The following is a 17,009-nucleotide window of genomic DNA, read 5'->3' on the forward strand; positions in this document are numbered from 1 at the left end:
ATAACTAGTTTGCTGTCTTATTGGCTAGGGGACATTGATTTAATGTGGTTTTTGCTTAACTAAGTTGACCGCTGCCTGGGCGCCGGCTTCAATGGTTTCAATGTCTTCAGCATTGCAATCAATTTCAATTTTAATGGCTGGACAAGCTGCCTGCGCCCCCGTTTGTAGGAATTGGTCATAGAAGTCATCGACGGATTGGCAATAATCCGGGTAATCGTGGTCTCCAGAGCCTAGGCTGATAAAAACCTTGTCAGTTAAATCTAAATCTTCTAAATCTTCATAAAGGTCGACGACATCATCCGGTAATTCTGAGCCGTAAGTATAGGTGCCTACAACACAGATATCCACATCGAGAAAGTCTTCGCCAAATAGGTTTAAGGAGGAATCCATATCAACTTCCACCCCTAAATCTTCCAAAGCTTCAGCCATAACGTCACAGGCTTCTTCTGTGTTACCAGTCATGCTGGCATAAGCAATTAAGGCTTTCATTCTTATTCTCCTTTAATTTATTCATTTGACTAATAATCCCATCAAGTATAGCAAAAACGACTAAACAGCGCTAGTTTAAGCTTATTAAATGAAAGAAAAACCAATAACTCCTTGTTAAAAGAGGTTATTGGTTGGTTGACATTATTTCATGGCGTAAGGCGAAGCTTGGTCAAAGACCGCTTTTTCTTGGTCATTGAAATATTGATATTGGTGTAGGGTTAATAACTCAATTAAGGTGCGTGTTTCGTCAAATTCATTACGTTTGGCTAGGAAAATAATATCTTGAATGTAAATAATATTTCTAGCTTGGTAAGCGCAATGCGTTTTGTTATCACCAGCTTGTAAGTGGTTATGGACTCTTTCCAAAACAGAAGCATAACATTTAATGGCTTCCTCCACTAAGAAGTCATGTTGGGATAAATTGAGCAAGCTCTTAATAATCGCGCATTCCCATTGGACACAGTCTAAATAATTATCACTTTCGAAGGCAGCAATTAAATTATTTAAGTTTTGGTCAAGATCAGCTGGCAAGTCTTTGGCGCTGGCTTTGTGCTTTAAGGCACGGTCCATTAAGCGGAAATAGCAAATTGCAAAATAACGCAAACGGAAAGCGACCAAGTCGACATCCTCTAAACTGGTTTTGACAAAAAATCCTCGGTAGGGCCGCATTTCTACAATCTCTTCATCTGCTAATATGGGTAGGGCAGCACGGATTGGGCTACGGCTCATATCTAATTTTTCTGAAATAGCTGCTTCCACAATATGATGATCATTTGGCCAATTGCCTTGGATAATTTGGTCTTTCATATATAGGTAGGCGATTTGCTCAAGCTTTTGTTGTTTTCCCATAATTCATCTCCCCATCTATGGTATTCAAAAAAAAGTTTGATTGCAGGATATAAAGTATCAGTAGAAAATATTACTATATTGACATAGCTAATCATATCTTGCTTAAGATATTGTATATGATTTGTTTAAAAAAGACCAGAAAAACTTGAAAAAAACTAATTTATTTCATAAATTATTAATAAATCCCTTAAGGCCGAGAAATAAGCATCTATTTTAAGGCTTTTATTGTATACTTAGCTATGATAATTTATGAAAGGAAGAAATCAATGATTACCATCAAGTCTGAACGCGAAATTCAAGCTATGGCAGAAGCTGGCCGTTTAGTGGCAAGCATTATGGAAGAATTACGCGATATTATCGAACCTGGTATTTCTACCATGGATATTAATGATTTCATTGAAAAACGTACTCGTCAAGCAGGAGCTATTCCTGAAGAAATTGGTTTTGAGGGCTACCCTTATGCATCATGTACCTCAACCAATGATGAAATTTGCCACGCCTTCCCTGATAAAAAGACCATTTTAAAAGCTGGCGATATTTGTTCCGTAGATACTGTCCTCTCGCTGGATGGATTTTTTACCGATACTTGCCATACCTTTAAGATTGGAGAGGTCGACTCTGACGTCCAACACCTCTTAGATGTCACCAAGAAGAGCCTTTACTTGGGAATTGAGCAGGCAGTGGCTGGTAACCGGATTGGGGATATCGGTCATGCTATTCAAAGTTATGCAGAAGCAGAAGGCTTTGGTGTTGTTCGTGACTTTGTCGGTCATGGCATCCAACCCACCATGCACGAAGATCCGCAAATTCCACATTATGGACGCCCTGGACGTGGTCAACGCCTTCGTGAAGGTATGACGATCTGTATCGAACCCATGATTACCATGGGTGGCTACCAAGCCAAGGTGGATAGTAACGGTTGGACAGCGCGCACAGTGGATGGTTCCTGGTGTGCCCAATATGAGCATACTCTAGTAGTCACTGCAGATAAACCCAAGATTTTGACCATGCAAAAAGCAGAAGCTGGTGACGAAGACTTAGGCATCGACTCCTTGCAAATTGATTTTAATCGAGGAAATTAAAAGCTAAGGAAGTGAAAATATGAAGCAATCGTCAATTCAAGAAAATCGACGGAGCTACCGCCACCATCAACCGGATGATAATAAGAATAACGGTAAGACAAAGAAAATTTTTAAGGGACTGGGCCTGGTTTTAGGAATTATTGTAGTCGTCTTTATTATTCGCTTAGCCTTTAACTTCTTTAATTTTTCCGGGGCCATCTATCAGAATGTTGACCGGGAAAATATGCGTGATAGTCGGATATCGCTCAAGGATGGCGACCCGGTAAATATTTTACTCGAGGGGATCGATAATGGCGCTTTAATGTATGAAAATGTTAAAGATGGTCGTTCAGATGTCATGATGGTGATTACCATCAACCCCAAAGAGGGCAAATCAACCATCCTAAGCCTCCCCCGCGACACCCTGGCTCCCCAAGGGAAGACTAATGACTTCAATAAATTGAACCATGCTTATATGAATGGGGGTATGGAGGACTCCATTAATTCCATCCAACGTTTCCTTGATGTCCCTATTGACCATTATGTTGAAGTCAATATGCAAGGGTTCATTGATATTATTGATGGCATGGGCGGTATTGAAATTACGTCACCCATGACTTTTGAACAAGATGGAGTCAGCTTTACTGAAGGTGAAACACGGACCTTATCTGGTAAGGAAGCCATGATGTATGTACGGATGCGTAAAATGGATCCTGAGGGGGATATTGGCCGTCAAAAACGCCAACAACAATTGGTTCAAGCTGTTATTGACCGACTCTTATCCATGGATACGGTCTTTAACTATGAAGAAATTTTAAATACTCTCGGTGATAATTTGCGGACTGATTTACGGCCCAATGACATGCTGGCCCTCCAACAAAATTATTTACAAGCCCTTAAGAATCCTATCCACTTAGTCTTTGATGACTGGTTAGATTTGAATTTAACTTTTGGTTGGTATTTAGCGATTGAGGAAGAAGACCGCATCCGCATGTCTAATCGGATTCGGGCCTTACTGGAACTGGAACCCACCCAGTCGGCCATTGTTTACCCGGTAAGCTTTAATATTCCACCAGTCTATTTCCCTGTTTCGGATTTAAATGGTAATGGCATTCTTGAAGACGAAGAAATGGCCATTAAACCGGGCGTTTATGAGAAAGATAAACTCGACCGTTTGATTGAAAAAGAATTTGGAGAAGAAGGGCTAAATTATGAGGCTCAAAATCAACCGCAAGTTGACGATGCTTCAGGGGACACGGTGAGACCAAGCGAAAATGGCTTGCCTCAAGCTGAAAGTCAGCAACCTGCCTATCAGCCACAAGCACCGGTTAGTCCGACTCCCGCCCCCCAGCCTCAAGCTCCCGCACCTCTCCCTCAAGCTCCGGCTCCCCAAGCTCCAGGTCTAGGAGTCAACCGAGCCCAACAACCGGCAGCAGGAGGGGGAGCAGTGGCACCAGAAAACACAGTGCCCGCTCCCGCAGCTCCGGGAAGCTATTAATTGCATGAAAAATTGAAAACCGATAAAAGAAAGGAAGTCGATCATGGGCATTAGAAATGCACTATACGCTGGTAGCTTTGATCCAATGACTAAAGGTCATGTCGATATGATTGAGCGCGCTAGCCGTATTTTTGATACCCTCTATGTTGCTGTAGCAGTGAACACCACTAAACAAGCCCTCTTTAGCGATGAAGAAAAATTAGCTTTGGCTAAAGAAGCCTTAGCTGGGTTGGATAATGTGGAAGTTATGCGTCTCACGGGTGGTTTGACCATTGACTTAGCCAAATCTCTGAATTGCTGTGCCCTCATTCGTGGCGTCCGCAATGTCAAAGACTTTGAGTATGAGACTAACATTGCCTTGATGAATAAACTGCAAGCGGATGATGTCGAAACCTTACTCATGCTGTCGGATGAAAAATACCGCTTCGTCTCTTCCAGTCTTATCAAAGAAACCGCCTATTTCGGTGGTGATGTCTCTGCCTTAGTGCCTGAATGTGTCAATCAGGCCATTATTGCTAAGTTCAATAAAGAACACGGAAAAGATTAATGTTCGGAATTAGCGATTATAATCAAGAGCTATTCCCTTAAATTTCTCTATAAAACGAATATTTTTCCCTAAAATAGCCGATTAGCCTTGATTTTTAATGGCGTGGTGTTACAATGTTAAAGGTTTATTTTAATAGTTTGAATGATTTAGTGAAATTAGGAGAGAATAAATGCAAACTTTTGATTATGAGCAAGTCCAGTTAATCCCTGCTAAGTGTATTGTACAGAGCCGGTCGGAATGTGATACGGGTATTCAATTTGGACCTCATAAGTTCAAGATTCCGGTTGTCCCTGCTAACATGCAAACGGTCCTTAATGAATCCTTAGCCGAAAAATTAGCTGCTAATGGTTATTTCTACATTATGCACCGTTTTGAACCGGAAAAACGTTTAGATTTTATCCGTCGTATGAATCAAAAAGGACTTTATACTTCTGTTAGTGTTGGGGTGAAGCCTGAAGAATATGACTTTATCGATGAAGTGAAAGAGTCTGGTGAAAAAGTAGACTACATCACCATTGATATTGCCCATGGTCACTCCCATACGGTTATTGATATGATTAAATATATCAAGAAACAACTACCTGATACCTTTGTCATTGCAGGGAATATTGCCACTCCAGAAGCCGTCCGTGACTTAGAAAATGCCGGTGCTGACGCTACCAAGGTTGGTGTAGGGCCAGGTCGGGTATGTATTACTAAGATTAAAACGGGGTTTGGGACCGCAGGCTGGCAATTAGCGGCCATTCGCCTATGCGCTAAAGCAGCCCGTAAGCCAATTATTGCTGACGGGGGTATCCGTACCCATGGTGACATTGCTAAGAGCTTCCGCTTTGGCGCTTCCATGGTGATGATTGGTTCCTTACTCGCAGCCCATGAAGAATCACCAGGTGAAGAAGTCATTCAAAATGGACAAAAATATAAGGAATATTTTGGCTCTGCTTCTGAATTTCAAAAGGGCGAATATAAGAATGTTGAAGGCAAGAAAATTTTAATTGAAAGCCGCGGCAGCATCTTCAAAACCTTGAAAGAAATGCAAGAAGACTTACAAAGTAGTATTTCTTACGCAGGTGGTAGGGATTTAGGTGCATTACGCACAGTTGACTATGTGGTCATTCCAAGCATCTATAATGGAGATTAATACGGTATTGAAATTGAGGGCTGGAGAAAAACTTCAGCCCTTTTTTATTGCTTAATCAGCCTAATGATGAGCTTATTACCAGGAGTGATCGCTATTTTGTCAAAAGTACGCGGACCCTATTCTTCTGCTGCACTAGCAATGAGAGGCACATGAGAAGCTTTATCTTATTAAGGAGGAAAACCTTATGAAAACTGCAATTATTACTGATAGTACAGCGGCCTTACCGGAATCTTTAGCCAAACATCCAGATGTTTACCAAGTCTATTTACAAATTAATTTAGCTGATGGGTCGACGATGACCGACACCAGCGATAGAGACCAAGTGACTGCCTACTATCACAGTCTGGCAAGCATGAAAACTTTACCAAGAACCTCCCAGCCCAGCATGGGGGAAGTGGTCCAAGTGATGGATGACTTAGTAGCCAAGGGTTATGATGAGGTTTTAATCATGACTTTTCCTTCGGCCTTGAGTGGCACCTTTCAAAATTGTCAAAGCGTGGCCCAAGATTACCAAGACCGTCTATCCGTTTATTTGATGGACACTCGGCAAACCTCCATTCCCCTAGCCTACTTGGTTGAAGTCGCTTTAAACTTGATCGAGGCTGGGAATTTATCCCTAGCTGAGATTGTTGTCCTTTTGAACCACTTGGATGAGGCGATGGTGATCTATGTCATCGTTGGCAATCTCGATAATCTTGTCAAAGGGGGCCGAGCAAGTAAGGGAATGGCCCTCTTAGGCAATTTATTGAAGATATTTCCCATTGTCCGAATCGAACGCAATGGTGCCTTGGAAATGGTCGAAAAAGTTCGCACTCAAAAGAAGGCCCTCAAACGGATGGAAGAATTAATGGAAAAAGAGATGACGGCTTATTCAGAAGGGGTGGAATTAGCTCTTATCACCACTCCAGATAGCCTTTTAGCCGAGGAGTTTGAGCAAATGATTACTAAGGATGAAAGTCAATATCCTATCCGTCACGCCTTGATTCCCCCTGTAATTGGCACCCACTTGGGCTGTAATAGTGTCGCTTTTTGTGTACTCCCCAAAGTTGAAAATTTTAAGTTATAATATAAGCAAAGCTTAAATAAGGAGGTTGTTTAAATGAAAGCAGCAATTTTAACCGATTCTACGGCGACACTCAATGATCGCTTGCTTAATCATCCTGATATTTATTATGTTTCTTTACAGCTCCATTTTTCCTCAGGGGAGACTTTTATTGAGACTGAAGACCGTAGCATCTTACCGGAATTTTATCATCGCTTGAAAAATGCCAAAGAGCTACCTAAGACTTCTCAACCCCGCCCCCAAGACTTCTATGCCATTTATGAAGAATTAGTGGATAAAGGTTATGATACCGTCTTCTTTATTCCCTTGAGTGCTGTGTTAAGTGGTACTAGCCAGACCGGACAATCGGTAGCTAGTGAATTTGAAGACCAAATTAAAACTTATGTGATTGATACTGGTCGGGCAGCAACGCCTCTCCGTTACCTGGTGAGTCAGGCTTTAGATTTAGTGGAAGCTGGGGCTGAGCCTGAAGAAGTGGTGGCTAAGATTAAATGGTTAAATGCACACACGACCATCTGGGCTTTAGTAGGCGATATTAATAACTTAGTTAAGGGTGGCCGGGCTTCACGGGCTCAGGGCTTACTCGGGTCCTTATTAAAAATCGTTCCTTTGATTGAATTTGACCAAGAAGGAAATATTTCCGTCTTAGCCAAGGTGAGAACCAAACGTAAGGCCTTAATGAAGCTAGCTGATGCCTTTATCGAGGAAGCTAAGAAATACTCTCAGGGCTACAAAGGCACCATTGCCCATGCTGATGATGAATCAGGGGCCAAAGAGCTGGCAGATTTAATCCGCGAGAAATTACCAGATATTGAAATCGAATTTGATTGGTTAACCCCAGTAGTGGGGACTCACGGAGGCACAGGTACCCTAGCCACAGCCGTATTGCCTAGTTTAAAGAATTATTTACTCACTAAATAAGCATCAATTATCAAGTCTCTTAATCATCAAGTTGGGAGACTTTTTTTATTAGACTGGTTATTGAGAAGGTAATTTGGCAAAGGATTTTAAGATCTCTTTGAAGATATCTTAGTGGATAACTGTTAAAATAGGGCTTAACACGCTATAATAAGTAAGACAGAAGGGGTGGAAGGATGCAATTAACCAGTTTAGTCTATTTGGAGCGTGATGAGCGCTTTTTAATGTTACACCGTATCAAGAAGGCACATGATATCAACCAGGGTAAATGGGTTGGCATTGGGGGAAAGTTCGAACTAGGAGAAACTCCCATAGAATGTGCTAAGCGGGAAGTAAAAGAAGAGACCGGCTGGGAACTTGAAGCAGCAGAATTTCGCGGTGTCGTCACCTTTATCTATGCCGAAGATGAGCCGATGTATATTTTTGTTTATACGGGAACCCTAGCTAGTGATGAGGTCAGGGAGAATGATGAAGGGGTTATGGCTTGGATCCCTAAAGATGAAGTTTTAGACCTCCCGCTGTGGGAAGGCGACCGCTTATTCTTAGAGCCCTTAATGACTAGCGATGAGCTGTTTGATATTAAGGTAGTATACGATGAAAACAGCCAGCTACTGGCTTATGAGGATAACCGTCAATAGAAGGAGAATGCTAGATGTTAGTGGATATGGCCTGTCACATTGCCAAAGTGGATCATACAGACTCTAATAAAGAGCAATTAGCCATGGCTAATACCATTTGGCAAAGTGGTGTGACCCATGTCCTAGCCACTGCTTCTTATCCGACTGATCCAGCAGCTACTGGGGGGGACTTAGTACAGGCCGCCGAAGCTTTTCAAGAGGACTTAGACCGGCGAGGGATTGCCTTAATGGTCTACCCAGGTCAGATTATTGACTTAGCCCAGGCGATTTCCTGGGATGACTTATCCCAAGATATTCTCTATGCTGATCTCAACCAGCGTTATGTTCTAGTTAAATTAAATCAAGAGGATCCCCAGCGCTACTTTGAACCCTTACTTTTCGAATGGTTGAAGCATGATATCCGCCCAGTCTTAGTCCAAATTGAGGAAAACCAGGCCCTCATGCGCGATATTGACCAAGTTTATCAGTGGGTTGACCAGGGTTGCTACACGGCCTTGACGGCGGGAAATCTACTAGGCCGCCAGGGCAAGCAAGTAAAGAAACAGTGCCATTACTTATTGGAAGCCGGTTTGGCCCACTTGCTGGGGAGTTTTTCCACTAGTAGTGATGACTACCAATTACGCCAAGCTTATACTGCTTTGGAAAACCGTTATGGACAGAGCGTTAGCTTTGATATCCAGCAGAATGCAAGGGCTTTGATTAATGGGGATCCTTTAATCGACCATTTTCAAATTAAAAAGAAAAAACGTTTCTGGTTCTTCTAGAAAGTTAAAACAGGCCTTTCCTTAATCAATTAGAAAGGCTGCTATGATTATTTTAAAGAAATGAGGATGTGACACTTAACCATGAAGCAGTACAAAGGACGATCATTGGCTTCTTTTTTCCGGGGGCTTAAGCGGCAGTGGCTGTTTATCTTCTTAGGGGTCCTGCTTGGGATTGTGGTGGCCAGTGCTTATAATTTCTTATGGGCAGAGGCAGAATACGCCTCACAAACTCAAATCGTGGTCACCCCTAAGGACAGTGATAAGGACAAGGCGGACGAAAAGAAAGCGGGTTTAAAAACCTACGACGACTTGCTTCATACGCCACTTATCTTACAACCAGTGGCCCAAGCCCATCAAAGAGACGTTGAAACTTTGAGTGAGAATACTCATTTAGAAGCCGATCAAAAATCGGCAGTCTTCAATGTGATTGTGACAGACGGTAATGCTAGTCAAGCGAAAAGCTTGGCCTCCGATATTAGTAAAGAATTTATCCAACAACTTCCCCAAGTCCTCGATGTTGAAAAAGTGACCTTATTAAGCCCAGCCAGCTATAATGAGAAACCGGTTAGTCCCAATTACTGGTTGAATCTCCTCTTAGGAGCTGTACTCGGGGGCTTAGTCAGTCTAGTCATTCAAGCGATTCGGGTGCTTAACGATGATACGGTACGGAGTCAAGCTGTGGTTGAAGAAATGGGTTGGTCCTTAATTGGCGTCTTACCGCAAATGAGTGAGGAGTCCATTGAGGTGACCCGCTTTAAACGTCGTTACAGAAGCCAGGATGACAATGATGAGACCAAACGGCGAATTTAGTAAAGGTGATCAAGTCTTATGTTTAATTTCAAACAACGAAAAATTGACAAGAAAAATAAGGAACAACGGCGTGGCGTGAGTTTAATCACGGCTGCCGATCCTAATCATGTGATTTCAGAACAGTTTCGCACGATTCGTACCAATATCCAATTTGCTATTGATGCTTATCATTTGAAGACGCTAATGTTTACCTCATCAGGCCCCTGGGAAGGAAAATCCACCATTGCAGCCAATGTGGCGACGACCATGGCGCATTTGGATGGGGTACGCGTTTTGATGATTGATTGCGATTTACGTAAGCCTACAGTGCATAAAACCTTCGATATCCATAGCCGCAAGGGGTTGACCACTTATCTTACTGACCGCGATGTCGATTACATGGATGTCGCCCAATATGTGGCTGAAGTGAACACCTATGTGATACCAGCTGGTCCTATCCCGCCTAACCCGGCCGAGCTCTTGAGTTCTCAACGGATGAGTGACTTATTGGAGGACGTGACGGCTGTCTTTGACTTGGTTATTATTGATGCTCCCCCACTCTTACCAGTGACTGATGCCCAAATTATTGCCAGCCGAACAGATGCCAGTGTCTTCGTCTTACGGGAGGGTGTGGCTAGTTATCAAGATATTCAAAAATCCAAGCGCCTCTTGGAAAGCGTTGATGCTAATGTGATTGGGGCCATCTATAATGGAGCAGATGGCCAAGGAATGAATGCCTACTATGGCTATGGTTACCGTGATGAAGATATTGATAGTGAGGATTTACAGTCCTAGCTCTTATTCAATTGGGAGAGATCGATAAGATGAATAAATTAGCTTTAACTTTACTGAGCTTAGCTGGACTGCAGCTTTGGGACTGGCGTCATTCCCAAGTTAAGGCTCCCTGCCTAAGTGACCAAGAAAAAATGGACTATAGTAAAGGCGAAGAATCTAGTAAGAAAAATTTAATCAATGGAGGTAGATAACGTGGCTAAACCGATACATGCTGCTTTGACTTATGCGCAGAACGAAGAATTAAAACGCTTGAATACCCAATATGCCAAGAATGATGTCAGCCAAGTGTTAAAAACAATCCAAGAATTTATCAATAACTATCAAGAATACTTTATGGATGGGCAAATAAATATGTTCGCTATTGAGGCCCAACCTAATTTACGGAACCATACCGCTCGTACGGCCTTTGTCATGATTAATTTAACCGGCAAGACCATTACGGAAATGAATGCGCATTTAGAATTTAAAATTGATGACTTTGACCTCCAGTTCGAGCCAGTGGACTGGGAAATTCCAAGTGATTTTCTAGGGAGTTGGGCGCCTAACTATGCCATTATGGTAGTCGACGACATCCCTATGCAAGGGCAACCAACCAAGGCGAGCTATCTTCTTGATGACATTGAACTATCGGTAAGCAATGTTACAGTAGTCAATGCCTAAGCTAGGATTTAAGTTGGAGAAAATTATAAATAATAGAAAAAACGGAGTAGCCAGATTGTGGGCAACTCCGTTTTTGTTTGTATAATTTTTTCAACGCTGGATAGCTTTCGTCCTTTGATGTGACTGTCGCACTCTTTAGTCGAGTTCAGACGCCAGCCTTGAAGTCACTTCAGAAAATTCCAACGCACAGTTCCCTGTGCTTATGGTATTTTCTTCCAGTGATTCAAGTCTTTGACGGCGTCCTCACATCCTTTTAGTCGAGTTCGGAAGGGTGAGGGGATGTCCTTTCAGAAAAGTTGAACGACCAGCTTTGCTGGCCTTATCATCTTTTCCTCCAAGGAATCTCCCTCCCTGATCCTTCCTCAAATCCTTACCAAACCTGCTCCGAGTGCAGATCGATCTCCACTTCACTAAAGTGCAAGAAATTCTTTTTAAGAATTTTTGCGCTTTAGTTCCAGTGTTATCGATCTTTAGTGCACTCTTCGCACTCTGTTATTCTCTGATTTGGCCTTGGCCGAAGATGGTGTATTTATAGGAGGTGAGTGCTTCCAAGCCCATGGGGCCGCGGGCGTGGAGTTTTTGGGTGGAAATTCCAATTTCGCCGCCAAAGCCAAAGACCTCACCATCGGTAAAGCGGGTCGACGCATTAACGTAGACACAGGCCGAGTCCACGTCATCCATAAAGCGGTTAGCGATGGCATAATCATTGGTTACAATGGCTTCGGAATGGTGACTAGAGTGTTCAGCAATATGGTCAACGGCCTCTTGGTAACCCTTAACTACCTTAATGGCAATTTCATAGTCCAAGTATTCCTCGTCATAGTCGGCTGCAGTGGCTGGAATAACGCCATCGATATAGTCAGCGGTGACTTGGTCACCATGGATTTTAACCTGGTGGTCCTTCAGTGCCTGACCAGCTAGGGGGAGAAAATCTTTGGCAATAGCTTGGTCGACCAGGAGAGTTTCTAGGGCATTGCAGACAGAAACTCTTTGGGTTTTCCCGTTGATTAGGATGTTTAAAGCCATATCAAAATCGCAGGCTTCATGGATATAGAGATGACAGTTTCCTACTCCGGTTTCAATGGTTGGAATCGTGGCCGTTTGGACAACTCTTTGGATGAGATTCTTACTTCCGCGGGGGATTAGGCAATCGATGGAATCATTCATGGTCATCATTTCCCCTGCTAAGTCATGGCTGGGGTTGTCGATAAACTGGATGGCAGCTTTAGGTAAGTCGACGGCTTCAAGGCCTTCTTGTAAGGCATGGACGATGGCTTGGTTGGTTTGAATGGTTTCCTTACCCCCACGCAGAATCACGGCATTCCCTGTTTTAAAGCAAAGTCCAGCGGCATCCGAACTGACATTGGGACGGGATTCATAAATAATACCGATGACCCCTAGAGGCACCCGGCGTTTACCGATCCTTAGGCCATTTTCATTGACCCACATGTCATCGACATGGTTAATGGGGTCGTCTAATTGGGCGACTTTTTCTAGACCTTGGGCCATAGCTTCAATGCGGTCTGGATTTAAGGTCATCCGTTCCACAAAAGCAGCTTTCAGTCCTTGTTCTTGGGCTTTTTGGCACTCTGCCTGGTTGGTTGAGAGAATATTTTCTGAGGCATTTCTTAGGGTTTGGGCCATTTGGATAAGGGCTTGGTCTTTTTTAGTCCGGGGTAAATTGCTGAGTTGACGGGCTGCCACTTTGGCATCTTGGCCCATTTGCACTAAATCAGCTGAATTAATCATGATTTTTCACTCCTTGGATAAATGTTATGATTCGTTTTTAGGAATAAAGGCAGTGCCAATATCAGCCCCTGCTAAGAGGTCAAAGATTTGGCTAGGCTCTTCGGAAGACATAATGACTAAGCGACGACCTTCTTTTAGGGTTTTAGCAGCTGCCTTCAGCTTACTATGCATACCGCCTGTAGAGAAGGTCGAGCCCTTATCACCTGCCATGGCCAGATAGTCATCGTTGACTTCATGGATGATGGAGAAGCGTTGGGCTTGGGGGTCACTGTTCGGATTAGCATCATAAAAGCCGTCCACGTCGGTTAATAAGATAAGCAGGTCAGCTTCAACAATGGAGGCCACCAAGGCAGAGAGGTTATCATTATCTCCAAAACGTACTTTATGGTCCATTTCATCGACGGCAATGGCGTCATTTTCATTAACGATAGGGATAATTTGGTGTTTGAGTAAACTGGCAAAATTATTTTTCAAATTGGCTAGAGAATCATGGAAATCAATCACGTCTCTAGTCATGAGGATTTGGGCGACTGATTTATGATAATAAGAGAAAAAGCGGGCGTAGGTATTCATTAGAGCCACTTGACCGACCGCGGCAACGGCTTGTTGGTCGGGAATATTTTTGGGGCGCTTGGGGAGATTCAGTTGGGCACAGCCCACACCCATGGCTCCCGAAGAGACTAAGATGACTTCTTTTCCACTTTGGGCAAGGGAAGAGATCACATAAGCTAGGCGGTCAATGCGTTGGTAGCGGATATTGTTGGTCGACGTCATCAGGGAATTGGTACCCACTTTGATAACAATTCGCTTGGCGTCTTTAAGAGAATCACGATGCAAGATCTTTACCTACTTTCTTAACTCATTGCCAATAATTGTAGCATAATTTCCTACAATTAGCCGCTAATATTTAGCCGGCATGGTGGTATACTAGGCATAATTAAAAAGGGAGGGTAAAAAATGAAAGATTGGTTAAAAAATCACCCTAAAGCCTATATTTTGGGACTTATTTTACTTTATGCAATCATCCTACTTGGAGTAGATATTTATTATCCCAGTTTCAAAGCCACCAACGAAGCCCAGCAGGAGGAAAAAGTTAGTCCAGACGATGAATTGGCCCAATTGAATCAAAAATTAACTGAGAAAGAGATAGGAGTGGCTGATTTAAAAGACCAACGTATGCAGGGTGTGACCCTAGCAGATGTCCAAGCCCACCATCCCCAATACTCACTCACAGAGCTTATCCAAGCTATTCCGACCGAAGACCAGCCAGGTGATTGGCGGCTAAAAGTGGTTAATCCGCTTTTTCCCTTGACTGAACCAGTGGATATTCAGACCGCCACTGCCTCCAATGGTCAGCTTTATGATGAGCGTATCGAAGACCCTCTCAATCATTTAATGGAAGCCGCTCAAAAAGCCGGCTATCCCTTGACTATCGTTTCCGCTTATCGGGATGTCGATAGCCAGGAAAAGAACCGGCAAAGCATGATTCAGATGTATCAGGCAGGGGGCGCAAGTTTAGAGGAAGCTAAGGCTAAAACTGATGCCTACGTGGCCCCAACCCATGCCTCAGAACACAGCACTGGTTTAGCCCTAGACCTCTTGGGGACCGATTGGGTTCAAGCTAAGCGGGGGCTGGAAACGGACTATGCTAAAGAGGCTTCAGCCCAATGGCTTAGGGACCATGCTCAAGACTATGGCTTTATCCTCCGCTACTTAGAAGACAAGGAAGCTGTCACGGGTTATAATTTTGAGCCATGGCATTACCGCTATGTAGGGGTTCCCACTGCCCAATATATTAAGCGTTACCAGCTCACTTTAGAAGAATATTTAGTCTTATTAGCCGCTCGTCAGGGGCAAAAACTCACTTACCAAGTGGATCCATCCTTGCCTACTGATTAAGGAGTCTGGGACAAAACTCTCAGACTCTTTTCAAAATACGAACAATCTAATCAAAACGTGTTCCAGTCACAGGACGAACGTCCGCTTCAAAAACTGATAACGCTCAGTTTCACTGAGCTTATCTCAATTTTCTCCAGCGATTTCGTCCTTTGTGTGACTGTCACACTCTCACTGATTAATAGCTTGGCTGAGATAGGCCTGGTCTTGACCAAAGGGGATGGTTTCTTGGGAAGGGCGCAAAGCTCCCGTATTATTGTCCCGGCCCTGGATAAAATACACCTGCTTAGGCTTGGCGTATTCTTTTTGGGCCTGGCTGACAAAATCTTGGGTCTTATCATTTAATAAACGGTTGAAGAGTACCCGGGTGGTGGAGGGAGAGAAGGCTTGAAACATCTGATAGTCCCCCATACTATCGCCAAAGACCGCCAAAGGTTCTCTATCTTGGTGTCTGGGTTGGATGAGCTCTTGAATGGCTTGGACCTTACCTGCTGCCTTAGTAATCGGTGCATGACTTTCTAATTGGGCTTGGTAGCTGCCGGCCTCATCCTGTTTATAGGACATGCCGATAATCTCGGGCGGGTCAATCGGGTAGAAATATTTGACAGCCGTTTCCACCAGACTTTGGGGACTAGCGCTCACAATATAAGTGGCGATCCCAGCCGTATGCAAGCTCTGGTAGAGCTTAATCAATTCATTGGGAATGCGCAGCCCCTGGCTAAAGTGGGTGCTAAGACACTGTCTTGGGTCTCCTGACAAGGAGTAGGTCCAAGTGAAGTCTTTAATTGGAGCCCTTAAGCCATAAGCCAGGGCTTTTTTACCGAGGTCGACAAAGTCGGCTTCAGTGAAGTTTTGATAGAGAAAACTTGGACAGGAAGCGCCTGCTTGCTTAGGGAAGCGCTGGTTATAAGCCAAGTAAAAGGTTCGTATCTTACAGAAAAAATTGAAGAGTAAGGGATCAGCCTCAAGCCGGTCTTCTAGAGATTTTTGGCTTCTCTGATAGTTGTCTCGTTGGGGATAGAGCTTTTGGTAGTCAGCGATAATATCATCGATGAGCTCTTGAAAGCTGATTTGAGGTGCTTGGTCACTTATAGCTTGGTCGAGAGCCGCTTTATTTTGCTTTAAGCAGTTCTCCATTTCAGTAGGGGTTAATTGATAGGCTAAGTGGGCAGCGGTGTAGACCATGGTGTGGTCTTCAATATCGTTAAAGATGCTGGTATGGTCAAAGTCAAAAACAACATAGTTTTTTTGAGCTAGGGGAGTATCCCTTTGCTGTTGATGATTTTTAATCAACTGGTCAAGTCTTTGGTAGAGCTGAGGTTCCCAATTTTGGGAGGCAAGGTGAGGCATGAGGAGTCTCCTTTCAAGGTGAAAAGTTAGGACACAAGGTCCCTTTGCTTAAGCCTATCATACACTAGTTAGGCAAGGGAACCTAGCTTTAAGGGAAAAAGATTAATGGTATAATAAATCTGTAAACTTGACTGAAGAAAGGGTAAAGACTAAGCATGATCGATTATTTCGACATAGCTTTGCAGTCAGCTATGTTATAATTAAAGTAATCGACTTTGAAGGGGGCTCTATCATGCGAATTGATGAACTATATACGAAACTCAATGAACTAGGTTTTATCGAAAATTATTATGTCGTCAATAAGAAGCATAATGATGAACCAGAAACGGAACGTGTGCTCAAAATCTATGATGATGAATTTAAATTAGCTGAGATCTATATTGATAAACCTTACATGTTAAGAACCAGCTATGGTGGTTTTGATGCCAGAAATCCTTTAGAAAAGCAAGCCCTACTCAAAATCTTAGTTGAATTCGCCTCTACACCAGTTAACCGGCGACAGAGTGAATTATATTTTGCCTATTATAATGATTTAAATAATATTTCTCATTATATTAAACGTTTGAGCAATGGCCGGTTAACCGATGAAATGATTCCGATGGCTTACTTTCGCACCCTAAACGATGAACAACTCAATGCTTATCTTTTTAACACGGCTGAGTTTGACGACTTCCCTAAGGATTATCAACCCCGTTTTACACCGGATTCTTTTGTTAAAGTACGCCCTTATGAAGAAATGATTGAACATTTAGAGGGACGTTATCCCCATGACGATGAATAGGGAATAATGACCACATTAAATTCT

The 17,009-nt window shown here is 43.2% G+C and carries 19 protein-coding genes; 14 read left to right on the plus strand and 5 right to left on the minus strand.

Translation table 11 applies throughout. The features are described from left to right. Positions 1–39 precede the first annotated feature (39 nt). Complete coding sequence (locus DBT49_RS02290; RefSeq protein WP_070558616.1) at positions 40–489, minus strand: flavodoxin; 450 nt, start codon at positions 487–489, stop codon at positions 40–42. A 141-nt stretch (positions 490–630) separates the two neighbouring features. Next, on the minus strand, positions 631–1,338 hold the full coding sequence (locus DBT49_RS02295; protein ID WP_111872382.1) for a GntR family transcriptional regulator: 708 nt from the start codon (positions 1,336–1,338) through the stop codon (positions 631–633). A 266-nt stretch (positions 1,339–1,604) separates the two neighbouring features. On the opposite strand from DBT49_RS02295, the gene map reads away from it, so the two are divergent. The 12 genes from map (at position 1,605) to DBT49_RS02355 (ending at position 11,209) form a co-directional block, all read left to right on the plus strand. After that, complete coding sequence (gene map / locus DBT49_RS02300) at positions 1,605–2,420, plus strand: type I methionyl aminopeptidase (RefSeq protein ID WP_070558614.1); 816 nt, start codon at positions 1,605–1,607, stop codon at positions 2,418–2,420. Positions 2,421–2,439: 19 nt separating this feature from the next. After that, positions 2,440–3,897, plus strand: a complete 1,458-nt coding sequence (locus DBT49_RS02305; RefSeq protein WP_070558613.1) for an LCP family glycopolymer transferase — start codon at positions 2,440–2,442, stop codon at positions 3,895–3,897. Positions 3,898–3,940: 43 nt separating this feature from the next. Further along, the gene (gene coaD, locus DBT49_RS02310) at positions 3,941–4,444 is read left to right on the plus strand and encodes a pantetheine-phosphate adenylyltransferase (RefSeq protein ID WP_070558612.1); all 504 of its coding nucleotides are present in this window, start codon (positions 3,941–3,943) and stop codon (positions 4,442–4,444) included. A 169-nt stretch (positions 4,445–4,613) separates the two neighbouring features. Beyond that, positions 4,614–5,582, plus strand: coding sequence for a GMP reductase (locus DBT49_RS02315; RefSeq protein ID WP_070558611.1), 969 nt, complete (start codon positions 4,614–4,616; stop codon positions 5,580–5,582). Between the two features lie 184 nt (positions 5,583–5,766). Then, positions 5,767–6,648, plus strand: a complete 882-nt coding sequence (locus DBT49_RS02320; protein ID WP_070558610.1) for a DegV family protein — start codon at positions 5,767–5,769, stop codon at positions 6,646–6,648. A gap of 33 nt (positions 6,649–6,681) precedes the next feature. Beyond that, on the plus strand, positions 6,682–7,566 hold the full coding sequence (locus DBT49_RS02325; RefSeq protein WP_070558609.1) for a DegV family protein: 885 nt from the start codon (positions 6,682–6,684) through the stop codon (positions 7,564–7,566). A gap of 173 nt (positions 7,567–7,739) precedes the next feature. Next, positions 7,740–8,201 carry an NUDIX hydrolase gene (locus tag DBT49_RS02330; RefSeq protein WP_070558608.1) on the plus strand — a complete coding sequence of 154 codons (462 nt, stop codon included), beginning with the start codon at positions 7,740–7,742 and terminating at the stop codon, positions 8,199–8,201. Positions 8,202–8,215: 14 nt separating this feature from the next. Then, complete coding sequence (locus tag DBT49_RS02335; RefSeq protein ID WP_070558607.1) at positions 8,216–8,965, plus strand: CpsB/CapC family capsule biosynthesis tyrosine phosphatase; 750 nt, start codon at positions 8,216–8,218, stop codon at positions 8,963–8,965. A gap of 81 nt (positions 8,966–9,046) precedes the next feature. Further along, positions 9,047–9,775: a YveK family protein gene (locus tag DBT49_RS02340; RefSeq protein WP_083300410.1), complete on the plus strand. Its 729-nt coding sequence runs from the start codon at positions 9,047–9,049 to the stop codon at positions 9,773–9,775. Positions 9,776–9,793: 18 nt separating this feature from the next. Beyond that, positions 9,794–10,549, plus strand: coding sequence for a CpsD/CapB family tyrosine-protein kinase (locus tag DBT49_RS02345; RefSeq protein WP_013669688.1), 756 nt, complete (start codon positions 9,794–9,796; stop codon positions 10,547–10,549). 29 nt (positions 10,550–10,578) lie between these two features. Continuing rightward, the gene (locus tag DBT49_RS02350; protein WP_168163172.1) at positions 10,579–10,740 is read left to right on the plus strand and encodes a hypothetical protein; all 162 of its coding nucleotides are present in this window, start codon (positions 10,579–10,581) and stop codon (positions 10,738–10,740) included. A 1-nt stretch (position 10,741) separates the two neighbouring features. After that, positions 10,742–11,209 (plus strand): hypothetical protein, encoded by a 468-nt coding sequence (locus DBT49_RS02355; protein WP_064292252.1) that lies wholly within the window; start codon positions 10,742–10,744, stop codon positions 11,207–11,209. A gap of 492 nt (positions 11,210–11,701) precedes the next feature. On the opposite strand, the gene DBT49_RS02360 is transcribed toward DBT49_RS02355, so the two are convergent. Together DBT49_RS02360 and proB are read right to left on the minus strand one after the other, a co-directional pair. After that, entirely contained in the window at positions 11,702–12,958 is a 1,257-nt protein-coding gene (locus DBT49_RS02360) for a glutamate-5-semialdehyde dehydrogenase (RefSeq protein WP_070558604.1), read from the minus strand. A 24-nt stretch (positions 12,959–12,982) separates the two neighbouring features. Beyond that, on the minus strand, positions 12,983–13,795 hold the full coding sequence (proB, locus tag DBT49_RS02365) for a glutamate 5-kinase (protein WP_083300409.1): 813 nt from the start codon (positions 13,793–13,795) through the stop codon (positions 12,983–12,985). A 120-nt stretch (positions 13,796–13,915) separates the two neighbouring features. Between proB and DBT49_RS02370 the strand changes: the two genes are divergently transcribed. Then, complete coding sequence (locus tag DBT49_RS02370; protein ID WP_070558603.1) at positions 13,916–14,857, plus strand: M15 family metallopeptidase; 942 nt, start codon at positions 13,916–13,918, stop codon at positions 14,855–14,857. A gap of 168 nt (positions 14,858–15,025) precedes the next feature. Here DBT49_RS02370 and DBT49_RS02375 read toward each other — a convergent pair whose 3' ends face one another. Then, positions 15,026–16,204 carry a haloacid dehalogenase-like hydrolase gene (locus DBT49_RS02375; RefSeq protein WP_070558601.1) on the minus strand — a complete coding sequence of 393 codons (1,179 nt, stop codon included), beginning with the start codon at positions 16,202–16,204 and terminating at the stop codon, positions 15,026–15,028. Between the two features lie 232 nt (positions 16,205–16,436). Between DBT49_RS02375 and DBT49_RS02380 the strand changes: the two genes are divergently transcribed. Continuing rightward, positions 16,437–16,985 carry a hypothetical protein gene (locus tag DBT49_RS02380; protein WP_064292986.1) on the plus strand — a complete coding sequence of 183 codons (549 nt, stop codon included), beginning with the start codon at positions 16,437–16,439 and terminating at the stop codon, positions 16,983–16,985. The last annotated feature ends 24 nt before the right edge of the window (positions 16,986–17,009 follow it).

Origin of the sequence: Aerococcus mictus, from assembly GCF_003286595.3 — a bacterium.
Classification (GTDB): domain Bacteria; phylum Bacillota; class Bacilli; order Lactobacillales; family Aerococcaceae; genus Aerococcus; species Aerococcus mictus.

Coding starts and splice junctions, on each gene's coding strand:
- DBT49_RS02375 (WP_070558601.1), bottom strand. CDS start 16,204: ATGCCTCACCTTGCCTCCCAAAATTGGGAACCTCAGCTCTACCAAAGA.
- DBT49_RS02380 (WP_064292986.1), top strand. CDS start 16,437: ATGCGAATTGATGAACTATATACGAAACTCAATGAACTAGGTTTTATC.
- DBT49_RS02320 (WP_070558610.1), top strand. CDS start 5,767: ATGAAAACTGCAATTATTACTGATAGTACAGCGGCCTTACCGGAATCT.
- map (WP_070558614.1), top strand. CDS start 1,605: ATGATTACCATCAAGTCTGAACGCGAAATTCAAGCTATGGCAGAAGCT.
- DBT49_RS02340 (WP_083300410.1), top strand. CDS start 9,047: ATGAAGCAGTACAAAGGACGATCATTGGCTTCTTTTTTCCGGGGGCTT.
- DBT49_RS02370 (WP_070558603.1), top strand. CDS start 13,916: ATGAAAGATTGGTTAAAAAATCACCCTAAAGCCTATATTTTGGGACTT.
- DBT49_RS02335 (WP_070558607.1), top strand. CDS start 8,216: ATGTTAGTGGATATGGCCTGTCACATTGCCAAAGTGGATCATACAGAC.
- DBT49_RS02305 (WP_070558613.1), top strand. CDS start 2,440: ATGAAGCAATCGTCAATTCAAGAAAATCGACGGAGCTACCGCCACCAT.
- DBT49_RS02350 (WP_168163172.1), top strand. CDS start 10,579: ATGAATAAATTAGCTTTAACTTTACTGAGCTTAGCTGGACTGCAGCTT.
- coaD (WP_070558612.1), top strand. CDS start 3,941: ATGGGCATTAGAAATGCACTATACGCTGGTAGCTTTGATCCAATGACT.
- DBT49_RS02290 (WP_070558616.1), bottom strand. CDS start 489: ATGAAAGCCTTAATTGCTTATGCCAGCATGACTGGTAACACAGAAGAA.
- DBT49_RS02315 (WP_070558611.1), top strand. CDS start 4,614: ATGCAAACTTTTGATTATGAGCAAGTCCAGTTAATCCCTGCTAAGTGT.
- DBT49_RS02345 (WP_013669688.1), top strand. CDS start 9,794: ATGTTTAATTTCAAACAACGAAAAATTGACAAGAAAAATAAGGAACAA.
- DBT49_RS02330 (WP_070558608.1), top strand. CDS start 7,740: ATGCAATTAACCAGTTTAGTCTATTTGGAGCGTGATGAGCGCTTTTTA.
- DBT49_RS02325 (WP_070558609.1), top strand. CDS start 6,682: ATGAAAGCAGCAATTTTAACCGATTCTACGGCGACACTCAATGATCGC.
- DBT49_RS02295 (WP_111872382.1), bottom strand. CDS start 1,338: ATGGGAAAACAACAAAAGCTTGAGCAAATCGCCTACCTATATATGAAA.
- DBT49_RS02360 (WP_070558604.1), bottom strand. CDS start 12,958: ATGATTAATTCAGCTGATTTAGTGCAAATGGGCCAAGATGCCAAAGTG.